Here is a 19039-nt window from a genome sequence, read left to right on the forward strand (position 1 = left end):
GATATAAATGTTTATAGCTGGCTATAAATCCATAGATTTCCCATCGCTCTTGGAGATTTGATATTAAGAGGAGAAAACACTGTTTTCGGGTATTTTGTGCACGGCCTTTTTTAATACTTCGACTGCGCTCAGTACAGGTATTTCAAGTTCAAGTTCCTTTTCTTTAAGGGATTTGCGCAGTCTTTTAAGTTCCAAGGCATCATCGGATATTGGTTTTTCTGGCTTAGGGGACGTGGTTGTTTTGGCTGCCCTGCGCCATTTGTAGATCCTTTGGGCCTCTATGCCCATTTCGTCCGCTAACTCTTTTTATGTTCTCTCGCTGGTAGCTTAAGCGAACTGCCTGTTCCTTTAATTCGGGCTGTAATATCGTTTTTTCATGTTTCTAAGATATTTGTTTTGTAACAAACGGTCTTAAATTTTGTGTCCTAGTAAAGGTAGCGACTCCAATTTAGATTATAAACTTTTCCAAAAACAACAAACGCCCTTAAAATGGGCGTTTTTATATCGTGCTTTTACAAAATTATGGGCTTGTGCAACGGTTACCGGTGTTGGGCGTAGTTTTTTATTCGTTTATTCTATTTTTCAAGTCCATTCGTTCGTGCAAAATTCTGACAACTTCAATTTTGTCCTCTGAAATCAATTTGTAAAAGATGATGTGTTTTTCAGATTTCAATCCGAGTAAGTTTTTGTCAATTTCGTCATATTCCTTTCCGACATCTGGGTTTTCTCCAATTCCATTACAAGCAATTTTAATGGTAGCATAATATTTGTCCGCTTGTTTCGCTCACCATTTGTCAAAAGTATTGCTCCAAATGTAGTTTAAATCATCTATGGCTTTTTGTCTCAATATAACTTTAGCCATTTTTTTTCTTTTCAGCTTTCAGACGTCTCAGATTTTCGTCAAAGTCAAAATCCTCAACTAGTGGACTATTCAGACCTTCTTGAATTGCATTCCGTAACGCAATTACTTTACTTTCTTCGTTTTCTAAAAGTCGAAGCCCAGCTCTGATTACCTCACTCACATTTTTATATCGCCCAGTAGAAACTTGTGTCTGCACAAATTGGTCAAAATAATTTCCTAATGATATCGATGTATTTTTCATTCCGTTTTAATTTGCTTAAATATACCAAAATTTGGTAAATATTCAAGTTTCGAATGCGGCTCGTAAATTACGCCCAACAATTGAATAAACACAATTGCGATTATCCATATTATATCTACGCGATAAATATAGCTAATTGAAGTTGTTTTTGGTTGAAAAATTTTACAAAAAAAAGTTTTTTACTTCACCAAAAAAATCCCTAAAAACACAGCTAAAAAGCCTACAACAAAACTAGCAATGGTATAAAACGCAAAACTGGTAAAGTCGCCTGCTTTTAAGAATTCATGATTTTCGTAAGCGAAGGTGCTAAAGGTGGTAAAGCCGCCACAGAATCCGGTGGCCAAAAGCAAGGTTTGGTTTTGCGAAAGGGTATTGTTTTTGGCGGCTAAGCCCAAAATGATGCCAATGAGTAAACTGCCTAAAATATTGGCTGCAAAAGTGCCGTAAGGGATGTCCGTTTGTGGATTGTTTAAATATTTGCCAATCAAAAAACGCAGCACACTACCAAAACCACCACCAACAAAAACCAGTAAAATCTGTTTCATTTATAAAAGAAATTTACGGTTGCTAAGTACACCCGACTTCATTCGGCTATGTTGGGTAAAAATGCTAAGAATAACAAAGATCCATTTTTTGCTGTTAGTTTACGGCTATATAGATTTCGGTTTTCCAATCGGCTGGGTTGGGTGTGTTCATTGGGTCGGTTAAATAAACCTCAAGCATGGGGCCATCCTCTGTAAACTCAATGTCGCTATCGGTTATGTGTTTCATGGTGGTTTTCCAAGCTTCCTTTAAATTGCTGTAATTACCTTTTAATGTCGTTTTTATCGCCTTAAAAGGTTCTATCTGTCCTGTTAAAATATCACTTTCAGATGATATAACTCTATCGGTGGTAGGCACACAGCATGAAAACATAGCGGCGTTGTTTTTTTCGTCCCATTTATGGTAATAAGTAAACGGCGCTCCAGCCATTTGAATATTGTTTTTTATAGCATACTTACTGACCTTGGGCATCATTTCCTGCATTTTGGCTTCTAGATCCGGTATTTTGCAGGAGGTTGTATTATATATATAATAACCGCCGCCATGTTCGGTAAGGCCATCGACAGTAACGGTATATTTTTCCATATCAGCCACCACAACGCTATCTAATTTAAAAAGTCCACGTTCAAAATCGGGACCGGTCATATCTTCAATCGAACCGGCAAAAGTGGTGTACACTTTGGTCATAAAATCCTGTTTTCCGGCCATTTCCCAAGTTACTTTGGTGCCTTCATCTGTGGGTTCGAATGTCCAATTAATATCCGATTCCGACTCAAACGGTTTTATAAATTGAATATGTTGTTCTATGCTTTCATTTTCATTTACACTTAAGGTCGTCATTTGCCCTTCACCCAAAATATCACCATTCCAGGCATAGCTGCCATCAACCCCGCTCGTTTTGTCGCCATAGGTTAAAATGGCCGTTGGCTCTTGTTCTATCCACGGTGAAAAGCTGGGCCAATTTTTATAATCATTCACCTTATTGTAAACGACTGAAGCTGGAGTTTTAATAACCGTACTGCGAGAAAAACGGAATTCGTTGGGCTGTACAGCAATATAAATGGCGAGGCCAATAACAAATATGAGCAATAAAAAAAGGATGTACTTAAGAGCTTTCATTAATTAGTGTTTTGGAAGATTAGTAAATCAAATATAATCATTTTTAGTTTTCGATTAATAAATTACTACATTATTACATTTGTTGCTGTGAAAATTGATATTTTTCACTTTAAATAGTGTTTTTTAGGTTTTTCAATAATGAGCTGTGGAGTGAGTAATAACTTTTCACGAATAATTGAAAAAAAATAATAGCCGATGAAACTTAAATTAATCATGAGCGCGATGGTGCTCGGCACTGTTTTATGGCCGTGCGGGAGTGAAAAATCCAACCAAGATGGAATGGATGCTGAACAAAGTGAAACTACCGACTTCGAATTTAAGGTAGATCAATTTGCCGATGTTAAAATTTTGAGATACCAAGTGCTAGGTTGGGAAAAACTTTCATTGAAAGAGCCAAAATTGGTGTACTATTTAACACAGGCTGGTTTGGCGGGGCGCGATATTATGTGGGGACAAAATTACCGGCACAATTTAAAAATTAAAGCGGCGCTCGAAAATATTTACACCAAATATTCGGGTGATAAATCGGCTGCTGATTGGCAGACTTTTGAAACCTATTTAAAGCGGCTTTGGTTCAATAATGGTATTCACCATCATTATTCCAATGACAGATTGAAACCAACATAGCCAGCAGTCAAGTTTCAGCAAAATTAATAGATGTTTTTTAATTAAAATAGCACATGAGAGCAATGCAAAAAAAACTATTCGTATTAATAATTACAACTCTTTATTTAAGTTGTAAAACTTCAGAAAAAACTATTTCAGAAGAAAAACCCCTAAACATCCTTTTCATTTTAACAGACGACCAAGGTGCGCATTTATCTGCTGTAGGAACAAAAGGAATTTCAACACCAAATATAGATGCGCTTGCTAAAAACGGTGTGTTGTTTACAAAATCCTTTGCTGTGGTGCCATCATGTTCGCCAAGCAGAAGTTCTATCATGACAGGAATGTATCCGCATGCCAACGGCCATTGGAGAAACACCATTACCCCGCGTTTAGACGAACCAGTTAGTGAGTTTGGAAGGCAATCAAAAACAGTGGATAAAGTAGGTATTCACGAGTACTTAAAAACGCTTCCGGAATTACTCCAAGAACATGGCTATTTTGCCGGAATTACCCAAAAGTTCCACATGAGTCCGCCTTGGAAATTTCCTTATTCCGATAGAAACCCAGTAAACAATGATCCTGACCAGTTTAAAAAGGTAATTTCCCAATACATTGCCAGTGCGGGTGATAAACCTTTTTTTATCCAAGCCAATATAGCCCCTCCACACAGAAATTTTGATCATCACATGGACAAATTTTCAGAATTCCTTCCTAACCCTGAAGATATTGAAGTTCCTGAATATTTAGCAGATACTCCCGAAATGCGCAAAGACTTAGCAAAATATTATGGGTCTGTACAGCTTGCCGACGCATGTGCAGGCAGTATTATTTCGGCTTTAAAAGAAAAGAATCTTTTAGAAAGTACCATTATAATTTATACTAGTGACCAAGGCGAACCTTATCACAGAGCCAAAGCATCGGCATATTATGCGGGTTTACATGTTCCTTTTGTAGCAAGTGGCCCCAGTATTGTAAAAAACAAAATATCTGATGCCCTTATTTCCCATATCGACATTATGCCAACCATTTTAGATTATGCAAATATTGATATTCCTTCGAGTGTTCAGGGTAAATCTTTAAAATCCTTGCTTAATGGCAAACAAGAAAAATTAAGTAATCGCGATTATATATTTGGAGAGCATAACTCCCATGGCCCGATAAGAGCAGAACATTACCCAAGTAGAGCGGTGTTTGACGGGAGATATTATTATATCAAAAACCTTATGCACAGTAAAACCTATGAATTGCCTGCTGATTTAAAGGTTGAAAAAGGTTGGGGTAACCATAGCTACCAAGCAACTTTAAAGGCAAAAGAATCACACCCCGTTCAATATAGCTTATTAAAACAATTAGAATCTGGCCGCCCAAAAGAAGAACTTTATGACATGAAGAATGATTTTGGTCAAATTAATAATCTTGTAAATAACCCAGAGTATAAAGAAAAACTTAAAGAATTAAGGGAAGCTATTAATGCCTGGAGAAAAGAAACCGGCGATTTGGAAAATGACCCATTAAATATAAAAACAAGACAACTAAACAAATAATGTTACGTGTAAGCCTCCCATAAAATCGAACTGTTTAAAAGTGTAAAAATAATATTAACTTTAAACAGTAATTATGAGAAGAAGTAAATTTAGTCCACAGCAAATAGCTAAGATTTTAAAAGAGTTCGATAACGGCAAGAGTGTTGAACAGATAACGCGCGAACATGGAGTAAGTACATCTGCCTTTTATAAATGGCGAGAACGTTATGCAGGCATGAACGGAAAAGAACTAAAGCGTATTAAAGAATTAGAAGAGGAAAATCGCAAACTTAAACAGATGTATGCAACTTTAGCCTTAGACCACCAAATGGCTAAAGAAATAATTGAAAAAAAGCTATAAAGCCCTGCCGTAAGCGGAGTATTGCAAAGGAACTTATTCATTACGGTATCAGTAGGGCGTGCCGTGTTCTCAATATGAGTAAGAGTGTCTATTATTACACACCATTACCTAAGGACGATCTCGAGATAGAACAAGCTTTACAGCAAAAGGCTTAAGAGCATTCTGAAGAAGGATTTTGGAAAGCCTATGACCGATTACGAGAAGAGGGCAAACCTTGGAATCACAAACGTGTGCATAGGGTTTATGTTTCTTTAGGGCTGCCTTTGAGAAGAAAGGTAAAGAAACGTTTGCCTGTTAGAGTAAAAGAGCCTTTAGAGGTTCCTAATGAGCTCAATCATACTTGGAGTATGGATTTTGTAACCGATGTTTTAGAGAACAAAAGACGTTTTAGAGCATTTAATATCATTGATGATTTTAACCGAGAAGTTCTTCATATAGAAATAGATTTTTCATTGACTAGTAATCGCATAGTCTGGGTGCTTAACCACCTAATAAATAAAAAAGGAAAACCCCAGAAGATACGAATGGATAACGGCCCTGAGTTTATCGCTAATATCACTAATGAATGGAGTCAAATGCATGGAATAGATTTTAAATATATTCAACCAGGAAAACCAACTCAAAATGCTTTTATAGAACGCTTTAATGGAAGTTATAGACGTGGAGTTCTAAACAAATACATATTCGAAGATCTTGATCAAGTTAGAGAACAAACCCAGATATGGATAGATGACTATAACAACCACAGACCACACGATGCTCTAGGAAAAATTTCTCCAATTAAATATGCAAAAATTAATTCTCATGGAGCTAGCTCCATGAGAATTAAAAACAGTAATTTTAAACCAGTTTTAGAAAATTAAGCAGTTCTAATATGGGGAAGCTTACACAGCCTGATTCCGATTCAACTGTTGATTCTTTCCACAAAATGTCAAATTCCTCTTTGGAACTCGCGTCCATAAATTCTAAACCATCTTTTAGATTTCCTTCTGGCAAAAAATATGGTTCTTGTTCTATTGTCAAATATGTATTGACTAATTCATTTTCTGTTTTATAAATAGCTCTTTCACAATAGAACTCATTATCCAATTCAAAAAAACATTCAGTCTTGTTTTCGTCTGTATATTTAAAGTAGCTTTTCATTTCGGATTTCAGTTCTCAAATGGCATACAACGGTCACGTATAACCGTCAGTTACGGGCAAGTTAGCAATTAATTTCGGTTTAGCACTGGTGTTAGCAATTACGTAGTGGATTCGGACGTAGTCGAATCCGCCGTAATTGCGGTTATACATTGTTGTAAGCAGTTTTTATTCCGTTTTTTACATAAATCATGATTCCGTTTACAACTAATGGAAGTGAAATTATCGCAATAAAATATTTTAAATTTTCCGCATTTCCGTATTCAATTCCGATAATTAAGTTTCCGATTATCCATAATACAGAACTTACAGAAAAGATAGTCAGCATTTTTTTTAAATTCCGCATTAATCTTTCCACGTCTTCAGGTTCATATTCTCTAAATTCAAGTTCCATATTAAATTCAAGTCCGCTTGCATAAATTGCATAAAAAACGAATGAAAATCCGAAAGCTAAAATCAAGATTATTAGTCCAATTTTAAAAATAGGATTCAGTTCCGCAATTGATTTTATGTATTCAAATGATTTTCCAAAAGCGAGTAAAATCAGTAGAAACAGGATTGTAATTATCCAACTTTTATATTCTTTTCTTATGTACTTTTTTATGTTCATTCAATAACGTTCTGTGGAATTGCTTACAACGGTTCGTGTATGGCCTCGTTGCGGAAAACGTCCAACCGACTTTTCCGCCGTAGCCCTAAGTTAGCGAAACAGGATGGATTTTCCATTTGGAAAATCCGACTGCAATGAGCTATACACAATGTTACCTGTAGTTATTTTTCTTTTACGGTTTCGGTATATCTAATTGGAAAAATTCTTCTTATTTCAGTCCACTTTTCAATGTCAGATTCTTTATCTGAGTCTATTATCTGTTGCACTGATTGATTAAATTTTGATAATGCAAAATCGTTTCTTACTTGATTAAATGATATATAAATTTTATTTCTAATCTCCCTATATTTTTCATAATTCAATCCTTTATCAAAAATTCCTAACACGATAATATTTTTATTGACATCTACTTTTCCCGAGTATTTAAATTCTTTTTCAATTGTAGCTGGCATTTTTTCATTTTCTGGGTTAGGAACGATGAATTTTTTTAGTTTGTCAATTATTAAACTATCATTAACAATTTTCCCTTCAATTTTTGTCACTCCATTTTTTTCGACGTCTATTACCACTAAATTTCTCTGCTTAATAACAATTTGCCCAGATTTATTGCTTAGGTTTTTCATATAGTTGTCAAATCCATATTCCAATTCGACGACTTTATAGTCTACTTCTAAATCCACAATAGATTTCAACTCATCCTTACAAGATGTTGAAGCCAATATTATAGTCAGAAGTAATAATTTGAGTAAAATTTTTGTCATAATTACAGGTAACGGTTTTGTGTAAGCGCCAGTAACGGGAAAGTGCGCGAGTACTTTCCGCTGACGCACCTAATTTAGCAAAACGAGTTGAATTTCCGATTAGGAAATTCAGCCGTTATTGCGCTTACACGTTGTTGGCTGTAGTTTTTTAAATCAAATTGTTTGCTATTCTATTCAGTTGTTCATCGGTTAAAATGGGTTCAAAATATTTTATATAATCATTCAGTTCATTTAGTAGCTTTATGTTTACATATTTAAATTCAGCTTTTGGTTTATTGCGAATCATAACAATAAGATTTCGAATTGGAATTTTTTGTTCTCCCCAATGATGTTCATTTAATGTTATATTTTCCGAAATGTATATATATAGAGCAAAATTAGACCTTTCAATTTGTTCAATTGGTGACCTTAGACTAATTGAATTTACCGATGATTTACTCCAGTTTTTTGTTTCTATTATGAAAATTCCAGCTTTTGAAATTAAAAGATGGTCAATTTGTATGGAATAGATTCTCTGATTATGTTTTTTGTAAAAAATTGGTCGAGAAAAGCTTAAATTAAAATCATTGATTAAAACGTAGTCATCTGAAAGTTTCATTATTTCTTTAACAACTAAATTTTCACCAATTGCTCCTGAAATTAGATTTTTTGAATTTTCTAAAACATTGCGTGTATATTCAATTTTTTCAATTTTAGGCTTTGCTCTTTTTTCAATTAATTGTTGTTTTTCTGTTTCGTATTTTTTTATAAAAAGTTCATCATTTTCAATTTTTTTAGATAATTCTTTTATGAATGAACTTATCAGTTCAGGTTTATTTTTTAGAAAATGTTTTAATTTATTTTTAAGAACAAACAATCTTATACTTGAGCTCAGTTTTCTAAAAAAACTTTTTTCTTTATTGTTCTTAATTGAATCAATTTTAGTTTGTAAATCAGCAACTTTATTGTTTATTTTTTCACTCTCTAAATTGATTATTTCGTTTTTTTCCTGAATTCTACGTTCAAGTTTAGCACACGTTTCCGAATACTCTCTTTCTAACTCGTTCGATATGTCGTTTAGGATTTTTAGTTTTTCTGAATTGTAATTTGACAAAAAAGTCTTAATCTCTTTTACAGAACTAAATCTAGAAATTCCTTTGTCCTCTAATTCAGATTTTAAGGATTTCAGCGATTCTATTGTTCCATATATTCTTGCCATTTACGATTTTTCTCAAATTACAGCCAACGGTCTCGTATAACCGTCAGTTACGGGATTAAATTAATGATTTTCGGTTAAGCACAGGCTTTAGCAATTCCGAGTGGATTCGGACGTAGTCGAATCCGCCGTAATTGCGGTTATACATTGTTGGCAACAGTTTTTTTCGTAACTAATAATATTTTAGTTTCCGTATACTTTTTAAAATTCAGATTCCGAAAATAGTTCTTTAGATTATTTCTGAGCTGATGTTTAATTCTGTCTGTTTGATTTTGGTCAGTATAATTAAAAAAAAGGTTTATTCTTTCCGCCTATTTTATGAAATTCCGCTTTTGTTCGATTCTAATTACGAACAGTTTTGAAATTTCCAAAAATTAAAGAGGTAATTAAAAGTCCTATTCCAATTCCGATAAAAGAACCCTTCGCAAAATCAGGTAATTCAAAAAATTGAGATACAATTTGTGAAGTTGAAATTACAATCATTCCAATTGATAATAAAATTAATGCTCTTCTTTTCGTTATTTTTTTCATTTGATTTTAGATTTTAAATAATTAGTATCTCAATTAAAGTATTTGTTACATTAAGTTCTAAGTTTCTCAACGTTTTGGCTAAATTGTTGCCAACGGTTGGGCTATGAACAGTTGCGTGGGTTAACACAGACTTTTACAAGTACACGACAAGCTGAAAATTCCGCAGGAATTTTCAGAATATGCCTGTAATAGCAATTGTTTATAGCCATTGTTGTAAGTAGTGCTTTTTAATATTCTTGAATCAAAATTTCAGTTGGAATTCTTAAGTTATGACTTAATTTTCTTATCATTTCTAAAGTCAGTTTGCGTTTTTTGTTCATTATTTCGCTCACTCGACTCTTAAATCCAATGTATTCCACCAAGTCCTTTTGTTTAAGTCCCATCTGTTCCATTCTGAAATTAATGGCAGAAATTGGGTCAGGCATTTCTATTGGGAATTTATCACTCTCAAAGTTGTCAATCAACACCGAAAGTATTTCCAATTCGTCTCCTTCTTTGGTTCCACGTTTTGCGTCAAAAATCACTTCAAGTCTTTCAAGCGCTTTTTGGTAGTCTTTTTCGTTTCTAATAGGTGTTATTTCCATTTCAAATTTCGTTTGCGTTTATTTTGTCATATTCGGCGTGAGTTCCGACAAATCTTATCCACGCTAATTGGTACTCAAAATTGAATTTTACAATTAATCGATAGTCATTTCCTTTAATGTTGAATACGATTCTATTGTCTTTTAAAATACTTGCACTCGGATATTCAGATTTCAGTTCGTTGATGGATTGCCAATTAGATTTTTCCGTTTCTCGATACCAAGTTTTCAATTGTAATTCGCAATCATTGTGTTTCAACCAAAATTCACGTAATGTTCCTCTCGAAAATATTTTCACATTTTTCTATTTGATGCAAATATAATAAAAAAGTTACCAAAATGATAACTTTTTGATTTTTTTTCGGCATTACTTACAACGGTATCGGCTATGAGTAGTTGCGTGAGCTAGCACTTAACTTTGCAAGTACACACCAAACTGAAAATCCGTGAGGATTTTCAGAAGTACGAGAGAACAAGCAATTACTTATAGCCATTGTTGTGGTGTCGTTATTTTTAATTTCCAAATATTCTATTTAAAAATCCTTTTTTTCTTTTTTCAGATAATTTAGGTTCAGACAATAAGCAACCTGAAAGCCAAAATTGTCCGTGAATTACTCCGCCTTTTTTAGGTTCTGAATTCTCGAAATATCTAAGGTCTGCAATTACGTCAATTTCTCCACCAAGAGTATCAATCAACATCCAATAGAATTCTTGACCTGTAAACAAATTTTTTCTTTTTTCCGATTCTCTTATTATTCCAGCAAATAGTCCAAATGCTTCTGGTGGGTTTGGGTCTTCTCCTTCGCCTGGATTAAAAAGTCCACTTGGAACAAATGATTGTGAAGCCCATTTAGGTTCTCCTACTTGTCCGTTTGAAAAAGCATCTTCTGATTCGTAATAATCAAACTCCTGTGCAAATGCAGATAATTGTATCTCCACAGTTTGCGGAAGTTCAATTTCTTCATATTTTTTGTGGTCAGGGACATCAAAAACAAAAGGATAAGAACCACTTTCAGGATTATCTTTTTCCAAAGGGTCAGCCCAAGAATGAAAGGCTCCGTCTAAAATGCTTTCTTGTCTGTCAATAGATGCTGTGAGAGATACTTTTCTCTTACTCTTTCCTTCAAAGTGAGGATTTGCACCAATAAGTTCATTTTTACCATTCATTTGAATCCATAACTGCGCTCCAGATTCATCCGAAAATTTAAAGTAACTTCCTTTTTTAGTTTTTATCCGAGAGGACTTTTCGTATGCTCTTTCAACTAAAGAGTAAAAGTCTTCTTCATTTTGAATATCAAAACCTATGTTCGATAGATTGCTCATTTTTTGCGTTCCGTTTTAATGCACCACAACGGCTCCGGCTATGAGTAGTTGCGTGGGTTAGCGTTTAACTTTTCAAGTACGCACCAAGTTGGAAATTCCGCAGGAATTTCAAAAGTAGGCGAGAACAAGCAATTACTTATAGCCATTGTTGTAAAACGTACTTTTTTATACTTCAATTGATATATTCACTTTCCCGCCAAGTCCTTTTTCAACAATGTCAAATAAGGTCTTTAAGGTCAGATTGCTGCCGTTATTTTCCACACGTGAAATGTAAGTTCTTTTCTTGTCAATCAATTCGCCAAGTTGCTCTTGAGTCAGATTTTTTTCCTCACGTGCGTTTCGTAAAAGCAATCCGATTTTAAAGGATTCAAAATCTCTTTCGAGTTCGTCTCTGCGTTCAGTTCCTTTTTTTCCGTAAACTGTGTCTTTTATGTCTTTCCAACTTTTAGTTTCCATTGCCTTTGTTTTTTTCTTCGTAATACTCTTTCATTAATCGAACAGCTTTGTCGATTTCTTTTTTCGGTGTTTTCTGCGTCTTTTTTGTAAATCCGTTTAAAAGGATTACTAACTTACCTTCATCGAAGAAGCAAAAAACTCGCCAAATATTCGAACCTAATTTTATTCGAGCTTCATAAAGTCCTTTGTGACTTTTCATTGGTGCCAAATATGTTTTCGGTACGTGCTGATAGGTTTCGATTATTTCAATGACCTTAAATATCTTGTCCTGAACTTTTTTCGGCTGAGCAAGTAGAAATTCCTCAAAATAATTCTTGTATTGTATTACTAGCCTAACTTTGTCCATCAAGACAAATGTAACTTAAAAGTTACTATTTTCAAAATTTCAGAAGTTGATTTTTTGAGTTCCGAGCGTTCTTTAGGTATGTTTTACAACGGTTGGGCTATGAGTAGTTGCGTGGGTTAGCGGTTAACTTTGCAAGTACACACCAAGCTGAAAATCCGCGAGGATTTTCAGAAGTAGGCGAGAACAAGCAATTACTTATAGCCATTGTTGTGCATAGTGTTTTTAAGTTAATATCCAATTTATACATTCTGTAATTTCCGTATGGTCATTTGGTAAAGTTGTTTCAATTCCATCGTTTTCAATATCGTTCACAAAATTTGCCCAAACAGATTCTGTTTTGCCTGTTAAATTGAGATGCTTTTCTATAGTTCCTTTTTTCCAAATCCAAATATTTTCAGCTAGTAATTTGGTTTTTAAATTTTCAATGTTAGTTTGAATATTTGGTTGTTGTGCTAGAAGGGCAAAAGCTTCTGCTGCTGACATTGAACTATTTCTATTTGTTGGTAATCCATTATCTAGTGTAATTCCATTTGGTGTTGCAATAGATGTTAATTCTGCGATACAAGCTGTTATATCATCATCGTCAGCTTCCAAAAACCCGTCATCAACTGCGTGTTTAAAAGCGTAATCTAAATCAACTATAGCCTTACAAGGTAAATCCATCATTTCAAGAACCATTTTAGATTTTCGTGTATTACCTGAACCTCCTTGTTTTACCAATGCACATTTATGTGTGCCAAGAGTATTATTTGTGATTACCTCTATTAAAAATGGAACAAGCCTCTTTTCTGTTTTTCCCTCTGTCAAAACCACTCGTTCAGAGAATAAAATGTTACTTGAATTACTCAAAGCAAATAGTAATGTTAATTGATGTTGAGCCTCTTGTTCTACTTGTGGTATTGCTGATTTTAAAGAACTACGTTTATGTGTTCCAAGTGTTGAGTTTTTCCTAATTAAGATTGTATTAGCCACATCTTTTTCGGTTATCATAAATGGTGAGTGAGTAGTGAATATTATTTGGTATCCTTGATTAGCAAGTGTTTTCAAAGAAACTCGTAGAATCTCTATTGCTTGAGGATGTAAATAAAGTTCAGGCTCATCTATTAATAATAGAGTGGTAGTTGTTTGTTCTTGAGATGCTATTTTTAAATCAGCGAGATGTCGAATTAAAGTCATCTGAATTGAACGTTGAGCTCCGTGTCCCAACGCAGAAACATCTGTGCCATTTAAACTTTGGTTTTCATAAACTTTAATTGTTCCCTTTGTAAATACCTCTTTAAGTTCCGGTGTTGGTACGTGAACCTTAACATTAATGTCAGGGAAAAATGCATCTAATTTTTCATTGACTTGTTGGTCAAATTCACTCAATTCAGTAGCTCTATTTTCTCCGTCTGCATCTAAAACATTTTTAAGTCCATCCAAAACTGTTCTCAATTGGTCACCATATTGTTCTTCTATAGGACCAATTATTTCTGAAAGCAATTTTCCAATTGTTGTTCCCGATTTTGATTTGCTAACATCTTCTTCTGAATTTTCCATTGCTCCAATATGTATTGGTTCTGGAAATAAATCTTTAATTGCATTGTCAATTCCTGTTGGATTAGATTGCCATTGTCCGTCTTCAGGATTAAGAACTTCTAAACGAATTTGCGCAGCAGTTGCATTAGGTGTTGATTGAGTTCTTCTTATGGTTAGTGACTCTGAGTCTAAAAAAGGTTCAATTCTTTGCCTATGAGTAGCATTTAAATTTTCAAGTATTGTTTCACTAATACCGTCTATTTTCGCTGTCATAATAACAGGACTATTAACATCATTAAAATCAGTTGATTTAAGTGAACTTTTGCGTAATACCCATTTTATCGCTTCAAGAATATTGGATTTTCCTGCATTATTATAACCAACTAATGGTGTGTACTCAGAAAGTTCAAATTCAATTGCAATAATTGACTTGAAGTTCTGAATTTCTATGGTTGTTAATTTATGGCTCATAGGTTGGTTTTACATTATGCACAACGGTTTGGTATAATAATAGTTGCGGGTTTGTATGCGAGGATTTTCCGAAGGAAAATCAGACGTTACAAACACGCAACGACCTTTGATTTAGCACTAAACCGCAATTATTTTTATACGGTGTTGTGCATAGTTTTTTTAATTTATCTTTAATATTTTTCCGTTTTTAGGTGTTTTCAAAAGACTCTTAATTACTACAATTTCTACGATAGTCATTAATAATAAAATTCCGAGTGTTTTTAGTGATAAGCCAATTGTTATTATTAAAAATATTGCAATTCCTATTGTAGTTAATAATGAAAAAATAATCGGTTTGTTTTTGTCGAAAAAGGACAAGTCGGTCAGTTCAGAGTTTTTGAAAATTGGTAAAAGATGATTTTTAAAATCATTATAGTCAGCTTTTTTAATGTCAATTTTTATTGATTTCTCTTTTTTTCCGTCATCATCAGTTAGATAATTTAGTATTAAATTGAAGTTATCTTCATCAAACATTATATTCTCAAAATCTGAAAACTTATAAAACTTAGTTTTTCCAAATAGTTTTTTTTCTTCAATCGCTTTATCAATTGAGATTTCACTTTCATCAATTTTTGAAATCCAAATGGAATCTTTGTTTAAAATCAAAAATTCACTTAAATTATTTACTTTATTTATTTTCCAATATTTAATCATTTTCTTGAATTCGGTTCGTTTTTCAAATTATGCACAACGTTTCTCGTATAAGATTAGTTGCGTTTTTGTGTGCGAGGATTTTCCGAAGGAAAATCAGAAGTAGCAAAAATGCAACTAACTTTGTTTAAGCACTAAAATAGCAATTAATTTTATACAGTGTTGGCAATAGTAATCTGTTTTTTAAATTTCTGAATTTCATCATAATCCTCAATGTTTAAAACATTCAATAATTCCAACCAGCTAATTATTCCATTTTTATGATAGTTTGTTAAAACGTCTTTATAAAACTTAATTTGTTCAGATTGTGTCTGCAAAAAATTGTATTCAATTTGTTTTCCATTTTTTAAATTCAAAATAAAACGATTGCTCAGACCATTAGATAAATGAGGAGCAAACTCCAAAAGGTGATTTGTAAAATTCCCTTTAACATCATAAGTTGAGAAAAATTCCAACTTTTTAATTTCGTCAAGTCTGTAGTCAATATTTTCAATATTAATATGATTTTCATAAAAATATATTCTTCCACAATATTCTCCTATTTCTCTTTCGTATCTAAAAAAAGTACTAACCAATAATCCAATTATATATAAAGTTCCAAGTATAAGTATTACAGTTTCAATTCCTTTAAAATTGTATCCTAAAGAATTTTTAAGATAATAAAGAAGAAAAATTATTCCAAACCAAACAATTGCAATAATGTTTTCTGGCGAAATATAAAATCCTTTTTTTTCCTTAAATAAAGATAGTCTGCGTGGATTCATTTTTTATTATTGCCAACGGTCTCGTATAACCGTCAGTTACGGGTTAATATGCGTTAATTTTCGGTTTAACACTGACGTTAGCAATTTCGAGTGGATTCGGACGTAGTCGAATCCGCCGTAATTGCGGTTATACATTGTTGTGGTGTCGTTTTTATTATTTTTTCACTTAACTGTTTAGCGAATTCAGGTTCACAATAAACTTGATGCCCTTTGTCCAATAATATTTTGTATTCCAATTCCATCTTTTCTAACCATTCCATTTCTGGTTTAAACTCATCATTTTCTCCAAAGAACAGTTTTAGGCTTCCATTAGGTCTTTCAGTTTCTTTTCTTAATCTAGTTGAAGACACACAGGCAAGAGAATTAATTTTTCCACTTCTAATTCCATATTTCCAAGCTATAGTTCCACCTAAACTAAATGCTAAAATATTTATCGAGTGCTTTTCAATTTCAATTAGTTTATTCACTGCTTTTTCAATTCCGCCTTCAATAAATTGTTTGTGCAAGTTAGTTTGACTGTATTCTGTTTTGTCTATTTCTCCAAGTTCGCAACTATCGTAAAACTCAATATCAAATTTTGCTTCTAAAATTCGAGTATAATTTATTAACCATTCAGATTTTTCTCGACCCCACAAGTCTGAAATTATGATTAATCTTTCTTTCATAAACGATATTTTGTCAAATGCACCACAACGGTCTCGGCTATACATCCGTTGCGGACGGATCCGCAGGATTTGTCCGCCGAAGAACGAATATAGCAATAATGTTGGAATTTTCGGCAGAAAATTCCGCCGCAATGGTTTATAGCCATTGTTGTTTATCAGTAGCGGCCCATAGGAGTGAGCAGGTCTGCTTGCGTTTCTGTTTTTTTTAACGGCAAGAGTGATGTCGGATGTGTATGTCGGCCGTTTTTTTAAAAGTTCCTTTTTTAAGGTTTTGAGTGTTTTTTTTGTCCGCAAGGTTTTGTCGGTCAGGGCTTTTGCGCATTATTTTTAAATTTTAACCGGCAAGAGTGAGAATCCGCGTAATTATTTGTTGTCCGCTTGGTTTTTTGCGTTTAAGTTTTGACCCGTCCGAGTGATGTCGGCCGCTATTGTGGACAACGGTCTCGGCTATGAGTAGTTGCGTGGGTTAACACGAAACTTAGCAAGTACACACCAAGCTGAAAATCCGCGAGGATTTTCAGAAGTAGGCGAGAACAAGCAATTACTTATAGCCATTGTTGTAACCAGTTTTTTTACATATAAAATTGTGAAACTACACCATCAACTAAATCGTCAAAAGTTATAATTTCAATATCTCTATAATCATCAATTATTTCTTTCCAAACATCATTTGAAAAGTCCCATCTTCTACCAACTACTAAATATCTTTTCGGATATCTAATATTGATATTATATTTTTCTTTAATCCATTTTCGATTATTAGGGTCTTCAAAATATTCTTTGTAAACTCTTGTTTGCGAAATGTATGCGTTAATTTCTGCTGAAAAAGTTTCTCTATTTGATTTTCCAACTACTGTTTTAGATTTAATATCAGGCAACTTAAACTCAACAATATCTGCATATCCATTTGGCTTTACAATTAGAAAATCTGGTTGAATATCATTTTTTTCCTCTGATTGCCATTTTAGTAAAAGTTGTGGATGGATTTCTTTTGAAAGAAATCCCATAGTAAGTATGAATTTGTTCTCAGGTTGTTCTAAAAACTTTGTCAGTTTTGGTTCAGTCGTTTTGGAACTGCCTATCAATTCAATAAATCTATTGATTTGAGGAAGTTTATTGAATTTATAATCGTCTTTTGGTGGTAATGGATATTTAAAATGGGCATCGTGTTCAACCAATGATGCTAATTCAGTTAACGAAACTTTTATTTCATGTGTTTTTTCAGTTTCATTGAAAATTTCCATTGGCAGAAAATCAAGCCATTTTATGTGACGAGTTTTTAAACCATTTTCATCAGCGTCAAAAAATCTTGCGTTAACAATTCGAGTGAACTGCTTTTCAGGAACGTGAAAACCTGGACTGTTAATTCCCATAATTGAATCTTGAGCCATCCAATTCCATTTTAATTCAATTAACTTGTCCATTCCTTTATTTGTTGGATAAACTAAATCTTCTGAATAAGGCGGAATTGGCATTGTAAAAGGAATTGCAGTACTCTCAAATTTAAATCCTATAATATCTTCAAGTAGATTTGTTTTTGAATCTGCGAAATCATAGTGAGTAACTTTCACACCTCTTGATTCGGGAAGTTTGTTTGTTTTTTCTGGTCCAAAATATTCAATTGCCAAATGGGTTCTCCCAATATAAATTACTATATGTTCGTGTTGTAATAATAAAGCAGGAAATGTTTTTATTAATTCAGTTTCTTTTTCAAGATATTTATATAATGGAAGCCAATAGTTTTCATTTATCCCATTCATAATTGAGAGAACTAAATTAGTCTCTTCTTTCGGTAGCTTTTTATTTGTATGAGGATGTTCCATCAAATTGGTTACAACGGTCTCGGCTATGAACAGTTGCGTGTTTTAGTACGGACTTTTGCAAGTACACAGCAAGCTGAAAATTCCGCAGGAATTTTCAGGATAAGCCTGTAATAGCAATTGTTTATAGCCATTGTTGTGGTGTCGTTTTTATTTTTTCAATTGTTTTGTCATTCAGTATTTCTAATTCAACTTCTTCGGTTTGATAACTGTTCTCAATTTGATTTCCAACATTGCTTGAGAAAATGTCCCATTTCAAATTCAATGCGTTACCTAACTCGACAATTAAATCTCTTAAATTATGTCCGTTTTTCTCCAAATCAGCCATAATCCAATTTCCAATTCCGTGAGCGTTTTTTAAATCGTCCGAAAAGCTTAAATAGTATTTTGGAATATCATTTTCATAAATTACGTTTTCATTGAATTCCAATTCCAAGAAAGGGAAGAAGCGTTCATTTTCTTTTCCGCTAATTAAATACGATTCCGTTTCCAGTTTAATTTTATCCATTACCACATTACTTGCTTAATTCTGCGGTTTTTAATTCCGATTTTGATTAAATCTCTACAAAAATTATTGAATTTGTTTTGAAATTCAGATTGAAGATTATCGTTTCCACAATACAATTCCCATAATGCTCCAGCTCCACCAAAAAGTTCATTAGTCAAAACGTATTTTTTGAAAAGTACGGAATCCTTTTTCATAGCAGAAGCTAGGACATTTGTCAATTCTTGTTGTCCAAGACTTGTTCCTATTTTGGTCAAAAGGTCCTTTAATTCAGTCACACTTTTGGTCAATGACTCAATGTTTTCCTCTGAAAAGTTCAACTCTTTATTTCTTGTAAATATGTTCATCTCAAATGCACCACAACGGTCTCGTATAACCGTCAGTTACGGAATTAAAGATAATGAT

The 19039-nt window shown here is 33.4% G+C and carries 24 protein-coding genes and 1 pseudogene; 3 read left to right on the top strand and 22 right to left on the bottom strand.

Going from position 1 to position 19039, the window contains the following annotated elements:
* Positions 1–63: 63 nt before the first annotated feature.
* The 5 genes from ABI125_06450 to ABI125_06470 form a co-directional block, all read right to left on the bottom strand.
* Positions 64–288: a hypothetical protein gene (locus ABI125_06450; GenBank protein XCF07493.1), complete on the bottom strand. Its 225-nt coding sequence runs from the start codon at positions 286–288 to the stop codon at positions 64–66.
* A gap of 274 nt (positions 289–562) precedes the next feature.
* Entirely contained in the window at positions 563–754 is a 192-nt protein-coding gene (locus ABI125_06455; protein ID XCF07882.1) for a type II toxin-antitoxin system RelE/ParE family toxin, read from the bottom strand.
* 100 nt (positions 755–854) lie between these two features.
* Positions 855–1103 carry a type II toxin-antitoxin system ParD family antitoxin gene (locus ABI125_06460; GenBank protein XCF07494.1) on the bottom strand — a complete coding sequence of 83 codons (249 nt, stop codon included), beginning with the start codon at positions 1101–1103 and terminating at the stop codon, positions 855–857.
* A 179-nt stretch (positions 1104–1282) separates the two neighbouring features.
* On the bottom strand, positions 1283–1648 hold the full coding sequence (gene crcB / locus ABI125_06465) for a fluoride efflux transporter CrcB (GenBank protein ID XCF07495.1): 366 nt from the start codon (positions 1646–1648) through the stop codon (positions 1283–1285).
* A 94-nt stretch (positions 1649–1742) separates the two neighbouring features.
* Entirely contained in the window at positions 1743–2765 is a 1023-nt protein-coding gene (locus ABI125_06470) for an SRPBCC family protein (GenBank protein XCF07496.1), read from the bottom strand.
* A gap of 195 nt (positions 2766–2960) precedes the next feature.
* Between ABI125_06470 and ABI125_06475 the strand changes: the two genes are divergently transcribed.
* From ABI125_06475 to ABI125_06485, 3 genes and pseudogenes are all read left to right on the top strand, one after another.
* Positions 2961–3392, top strand: coding sequence for a hypothetical protein (locus tag ABI125_06475; protein XCF07497.1), 432 nt, complete (start codon positions 2961–2963; stop codon positions 3390–3392).
* 62 nt (positions 3393–3454) lie between these two features.
* Positions 3455–4918: a sulfatase gene (locus tag ABI125_06480; protein XCF07498.1), complete on the top strand. Its 1464-nt coding sequence runs from the start codon at positions 3455–3457 to the stop codon at positions 4916–4918.
* Positions 4919–4991: 73 nt separating this feature from the next.
* Positions 4992–6121, top strand: a pseudogene (locus ABI125_06485) (IS3 family transposase).
* Here the strand turns inward: ABI125_06485 and ABI125_06490 are convergent.
* The 17 genes from ABI125_06490 to ABI125_06570 form a co-directional block, all read right to left on the bottom strand.
* Positions 6099–6401 carry a hypothetical protein gene (locus ABI125_06490; GenBank protein ID XCF07499.1) on the bottom strand — a complete coding sequence of 101 codons (303 nt, stop codon included), beginning with the start codon at positions 6399–6401 and terminating at the stop codon, positions 6099–6101. The pseudogene ABI125_06485 and the gene ABI125_06490 overlap by 23 nt on opposite strands.
* Before the next feature lie 142 nt (positions 6402–6543).
* A complete protein-coding gene (locus ABI125_06495; GenBank protein XCF07500.1) occupies positions 6544–7008 on the bottom strand; it encodes a hypothetical protein in 465 nt (154 codons plus the stop codon).
* A 161-nt stretch (positions 7009–7169) separates the two neighbouring features.
* Positions 7170–7769: a hypothetical protein gene (locus tag ABI125_06500; GenBank protein XCF07501.1), complete on the bottom strand. Its 600-nt coding sequence runs from the start codon at positions 7767–7769 to the stop codon at positions 7170–7172.
* A 148-nt stretch (positions 7770–7917) separates the two neighbouring features.
* On the bottom strand, positions 7918–8967 hold the full coding sequence (locus ABI125_06505) for an NERD domain-containing protein (protein ID XCF07502.1): 1050 nt from the start codon (positions 8965–8967) through the stop codon (positions 7918–7920).
* A 339-nt stretch (positions 8968–9306) separates the two neighbouring features.
* Positions 9307–9495, bottom strand: a complete 189-nt coding sequence (locus ABI125_06510; GenBank protein ID XCF07503.1) for a hypothetical protein — start codon at positions 9493–9495, stop codon at positions 9307–9309.
* Positions 9496–9722: 227 nt separating this feature from the next.
* A complete protein-coding gene (locus ABI125_06515; protein XCF07504.1) occupies positions 9723–10079 on the bottom strand; it encodes a helix-turn-helix domain-containing protein in 357 nt (118 codons plus the stop codon).
* Position 10080: 1 nt separating this feature from the next.
* On the bottom strand, positions 10081–10374 hold the full coding sequence (locus tag ABI125_06520) for a type II toxin-antitoxin system HigB family toxin (GenBank protein XCF07505.1): 294 nt from the start codon (positions 10372–10374) through the stop codon (positions 10081–10083).
* 215 nt (positions 10375–10589) lie between these two features.
* On the bottom strand, positions 10590–11399 hold the full coding sequence (locus ABI125_06525; GenBank protein XCF07506.1) for a hypothetical protein: 810 nt from the start codon (positions 11397–11399) through the stop codon (positions 10590–10592).
* Between the two features lie 165 nt (positions 11400–11564).
* Complete coding sequence (locus ABI125_06530; protein XCF07507.1) at positions 11565–11855, bottom strand: helix-turn-helix transcriptional regulator; 291 nt, start codon at positions 11853–11855, stop codon at positions 11565–11567.
* Positions 11845–12201 carry a type II toxin-antitoxin system RelE/ParE family toxin gene (locus ABI125_06535; protein XCF07508.1) on the bottom strand — a complete coding sequence of 119 codons (357 nt, stop codon included), beginning with the start codon at positions 12199–12201 and terminating at the stop codon, positions 11845–11847. The genes ABI125_06530 and ABI125_06535 overlap by 11 nt, the downstream gene beginning before the upstream one ends.
* Positions 12202–12423: 222 nt before the next feature.
* A complete protein-coding gene (locus ABI125_06540; protein XCF07509.1) occupies positions 12424–14190 on the bottom strand; it encodes an AAA family ATPase in 1767 nt (588 codons plus the stop codon).
* Positions 14191–14349: 159 nt separating this feature from the next.
* The gene (locus tag ABI125_06545) at positions 14350–14883 is read right to left on the bottom strand and encodes a hypothetical protein (protein XCF07510.1); all 534 of its coding nucleotides are present in this window, start codon (positions 14881–14883) and stop codon (positions 14350–14352) included.
* Between the two features lie 149 nt (positions 14884–15032).
* Complete coding sequence (locus tag ABI125_06550) at positions 15033–15644, bottom strand: hypothetical protein (GenBank protein XCF07511.1); 612 nt, start codon at positions 15642–15644, stop codon at positions 15033–15035.
* Between the two features lie 77 nt (positions 15645–15721).
* Positions 15722–16309: an alpha/beta hydrolase gene (locus tag ABI125_06555; GenBank protein XCF07512.1), complete on the bottom strand. Its 588-nt coding sequence runs from the start codon at positions 16307–16309 to the stop codon at positions 15722–15724.
* A 572-nt stretch (positions 16310–16881) separates the two neighbouring features.
* The gene (locus ABI125_06560) at positions 16882–18132 is read right to left on the bottom strand and encodes a Shedu anti-phage system protein SduA domain-containing protein (protein ID XCF07513.1); all 1251 of its coding nucleotides are present in this window, start codon (positions 18130–18132) and stop codon (positions 16882–16884) included.
* A gap of 121 nt (positions 18133–18253) precedes the next feature.
* Positions 18254–18637, bottom strand: coding sequence for a hypothetical protein (locus ABI125_06565; GenBank protein ID XCF07514.1), 384 nt, complete (start codon positions 18635–18637; stop codon positions 18254–18256).
* Positions 18637–18981, bottom strand: coding sequence for a hypothetical protein (locus tag ABI125_06570; protein XCF07515.1), 345 nt, complete (start codon positions 18979–18981; stop codon positions 18637–18639). The genes ABI125_06565 and ABI125_06570 overlap by 1 nt, the downstream gene beginning before the upstream one ends.
* Positions 18982–19039: the final 58 nt, after the last annotated feature.

It is taken from the genome of Tamlana crocina (assembly GCA_040429635.1).
GTDB lineage: Bacteria > Bacteroidota > Bacteroidia > Flavobacteriales > Flavobacteriaceae > Flavisericum > Flavisericum crocinum.

Bases quoted from the DNA above. Each gene is read 5' to 3' on its own strand.
- ABI125_06450 (XCF07493.1), bottom strand. From the start codon at position 288: ATGGGCATAGAGGCCCAAAGGATCTACAAATGGCGCAGGGCAGCCAAA.
- ABI125_06460 (XCF07494.1), bottom strand. From the start codon at position 1,103: ATGAAAAATACATCGATATCATTAGGAAATTATTTTGACCAATTTGTG.
- crcB (XCF07495.1), bottom strand. From the start codon at position 1,648: ATGAAACAGATTTTACTGGTTTTTGTTGGTGGTGGTTTTGGTAGTGTG.
- ABI125_06470 (XCF07496.1), bottom strand. From the start codon at position 2,765: ATGAAAGCTCTTAAGTACATCCTTTTTTTATTGCTCATATTTGTTATT.
- ABI125_06475 (XCF07497.1), top strand. From the start codon at position 2,961: ATGAAACTTAAATTAATCATGAGCGCGATGGTGCTCGGCACTGTTTTA.
- ABI125_06480 (XCF07498.1), top strand. From the start codon at position 3,455: ATGCAAAAAAAACTATTCGTATTAATAATTACAACTCTTTATTTAAGT.
- ABI125_06490 (XCF07499.1), bottom strand. From the start codon at position 6,401: ATGAAAAGCTACTTTAAATATACAGACGAAAACAAGACTGAATGTTTT.
- ABI125_06495 (XCF07500.1), bottom strand. From the start codon at position 7,008: ATGAACATAAAAAAGTACATAAGAAAAGAATATAAAAGTTGGATAATT.
- ABI125_06500 (XCF07501.1), bottom strand. From the start codon at position 7,769: ATGACAAAAATTTTACTCAAATTATTACTTCTGACTATAATATTGGCT.
- ABI125_06505 (XCF07502.1), bottom strand. From the start codon at position 8,967: ATGGCAAGAATATATGGAACAATAGAATCGCTGAAATCCTTAAAATCT.
- ABI125_06510 (XCF07503.1), bottom strand. From the start codon at position 9,495: ATGAAAAAAATAACGAAAAGAAGAGCATTAATTTTATTATCAATTGGA.
- ABI125_06515 (XCF07504.1), bottom strand. From the start codon at position 10,079: ATGGAAATAACACCTATTAGAAACGAAAAAGACTACCAAAAAGCGCTT.
- ABI125_06525 (XCF07506.1), bottom strand. From the start codon at position 11,399: ATGAGCAATCTATCGAACATAGGTTTTGATATTCAAAATGAAGAAGAC.
- ABI125_06530 (XCF07507.1), bottom strand. From the start codon at position 11,855: ATGGAAACTAAAAGTTGGAAAGACATAAAAGACACAGTTTACGGAAAA.
- ABI125_06535 (XCF07508.1), bottom strand. From the start codon at position 12,201: ATGGACAAAGTTAGGCTAGTAATACAATACAAGAATTATTTTGAGGAA.
- ABI125_06540 (XCF07509.1), bottom strand. From the start codon at position 14,190: ATGAGCCATAAATTAACAACCATAGAAATTCAGAACTTCAAGTCAATT.
- ABI125_06545 (XCF07510.1), bottom strand. From the start codon at position 14,883: ATGATTAAATATTGGAAAATAAATAAAGTAAATAATTTAAGTGAATTT.
- ABI125_06550 (XCF07511.1), bottom strand. From the start codon at position 15,644: ATGAATCCACGCAGACTATCTTTATTTAAGGAAAAAAAAGGATTTTAT.
- ABI125_06555 (XCF07512.1), bottom strand. From the start codon at position 16,309: ATGAAAGAAAGATTAATCATAATTTCAGACTTGTGGGGTCGAGAAAAA.
- ABI125_06560 (XCF07513.1), bottom strand. From the start codon at position 18,132: ATGGAACATCCTCATACAAATAAAAAGCTACCGAAAGAAGAGACTAAT.
- ABI125_06565 (XCF07514.1), bottom strand. From the start codon at position 18,637: ATGGATAAAATTAAACTGGAAACGGAATCGTATTTAATTAGCGGAAAA.
- ABI125_06570 (XCF07515.1), bottom strand. From the start codon at position 18,981: ATGAACATATTTACAAGAAATAAAGAGTTGAACTTTTCAGAGGAAAAC.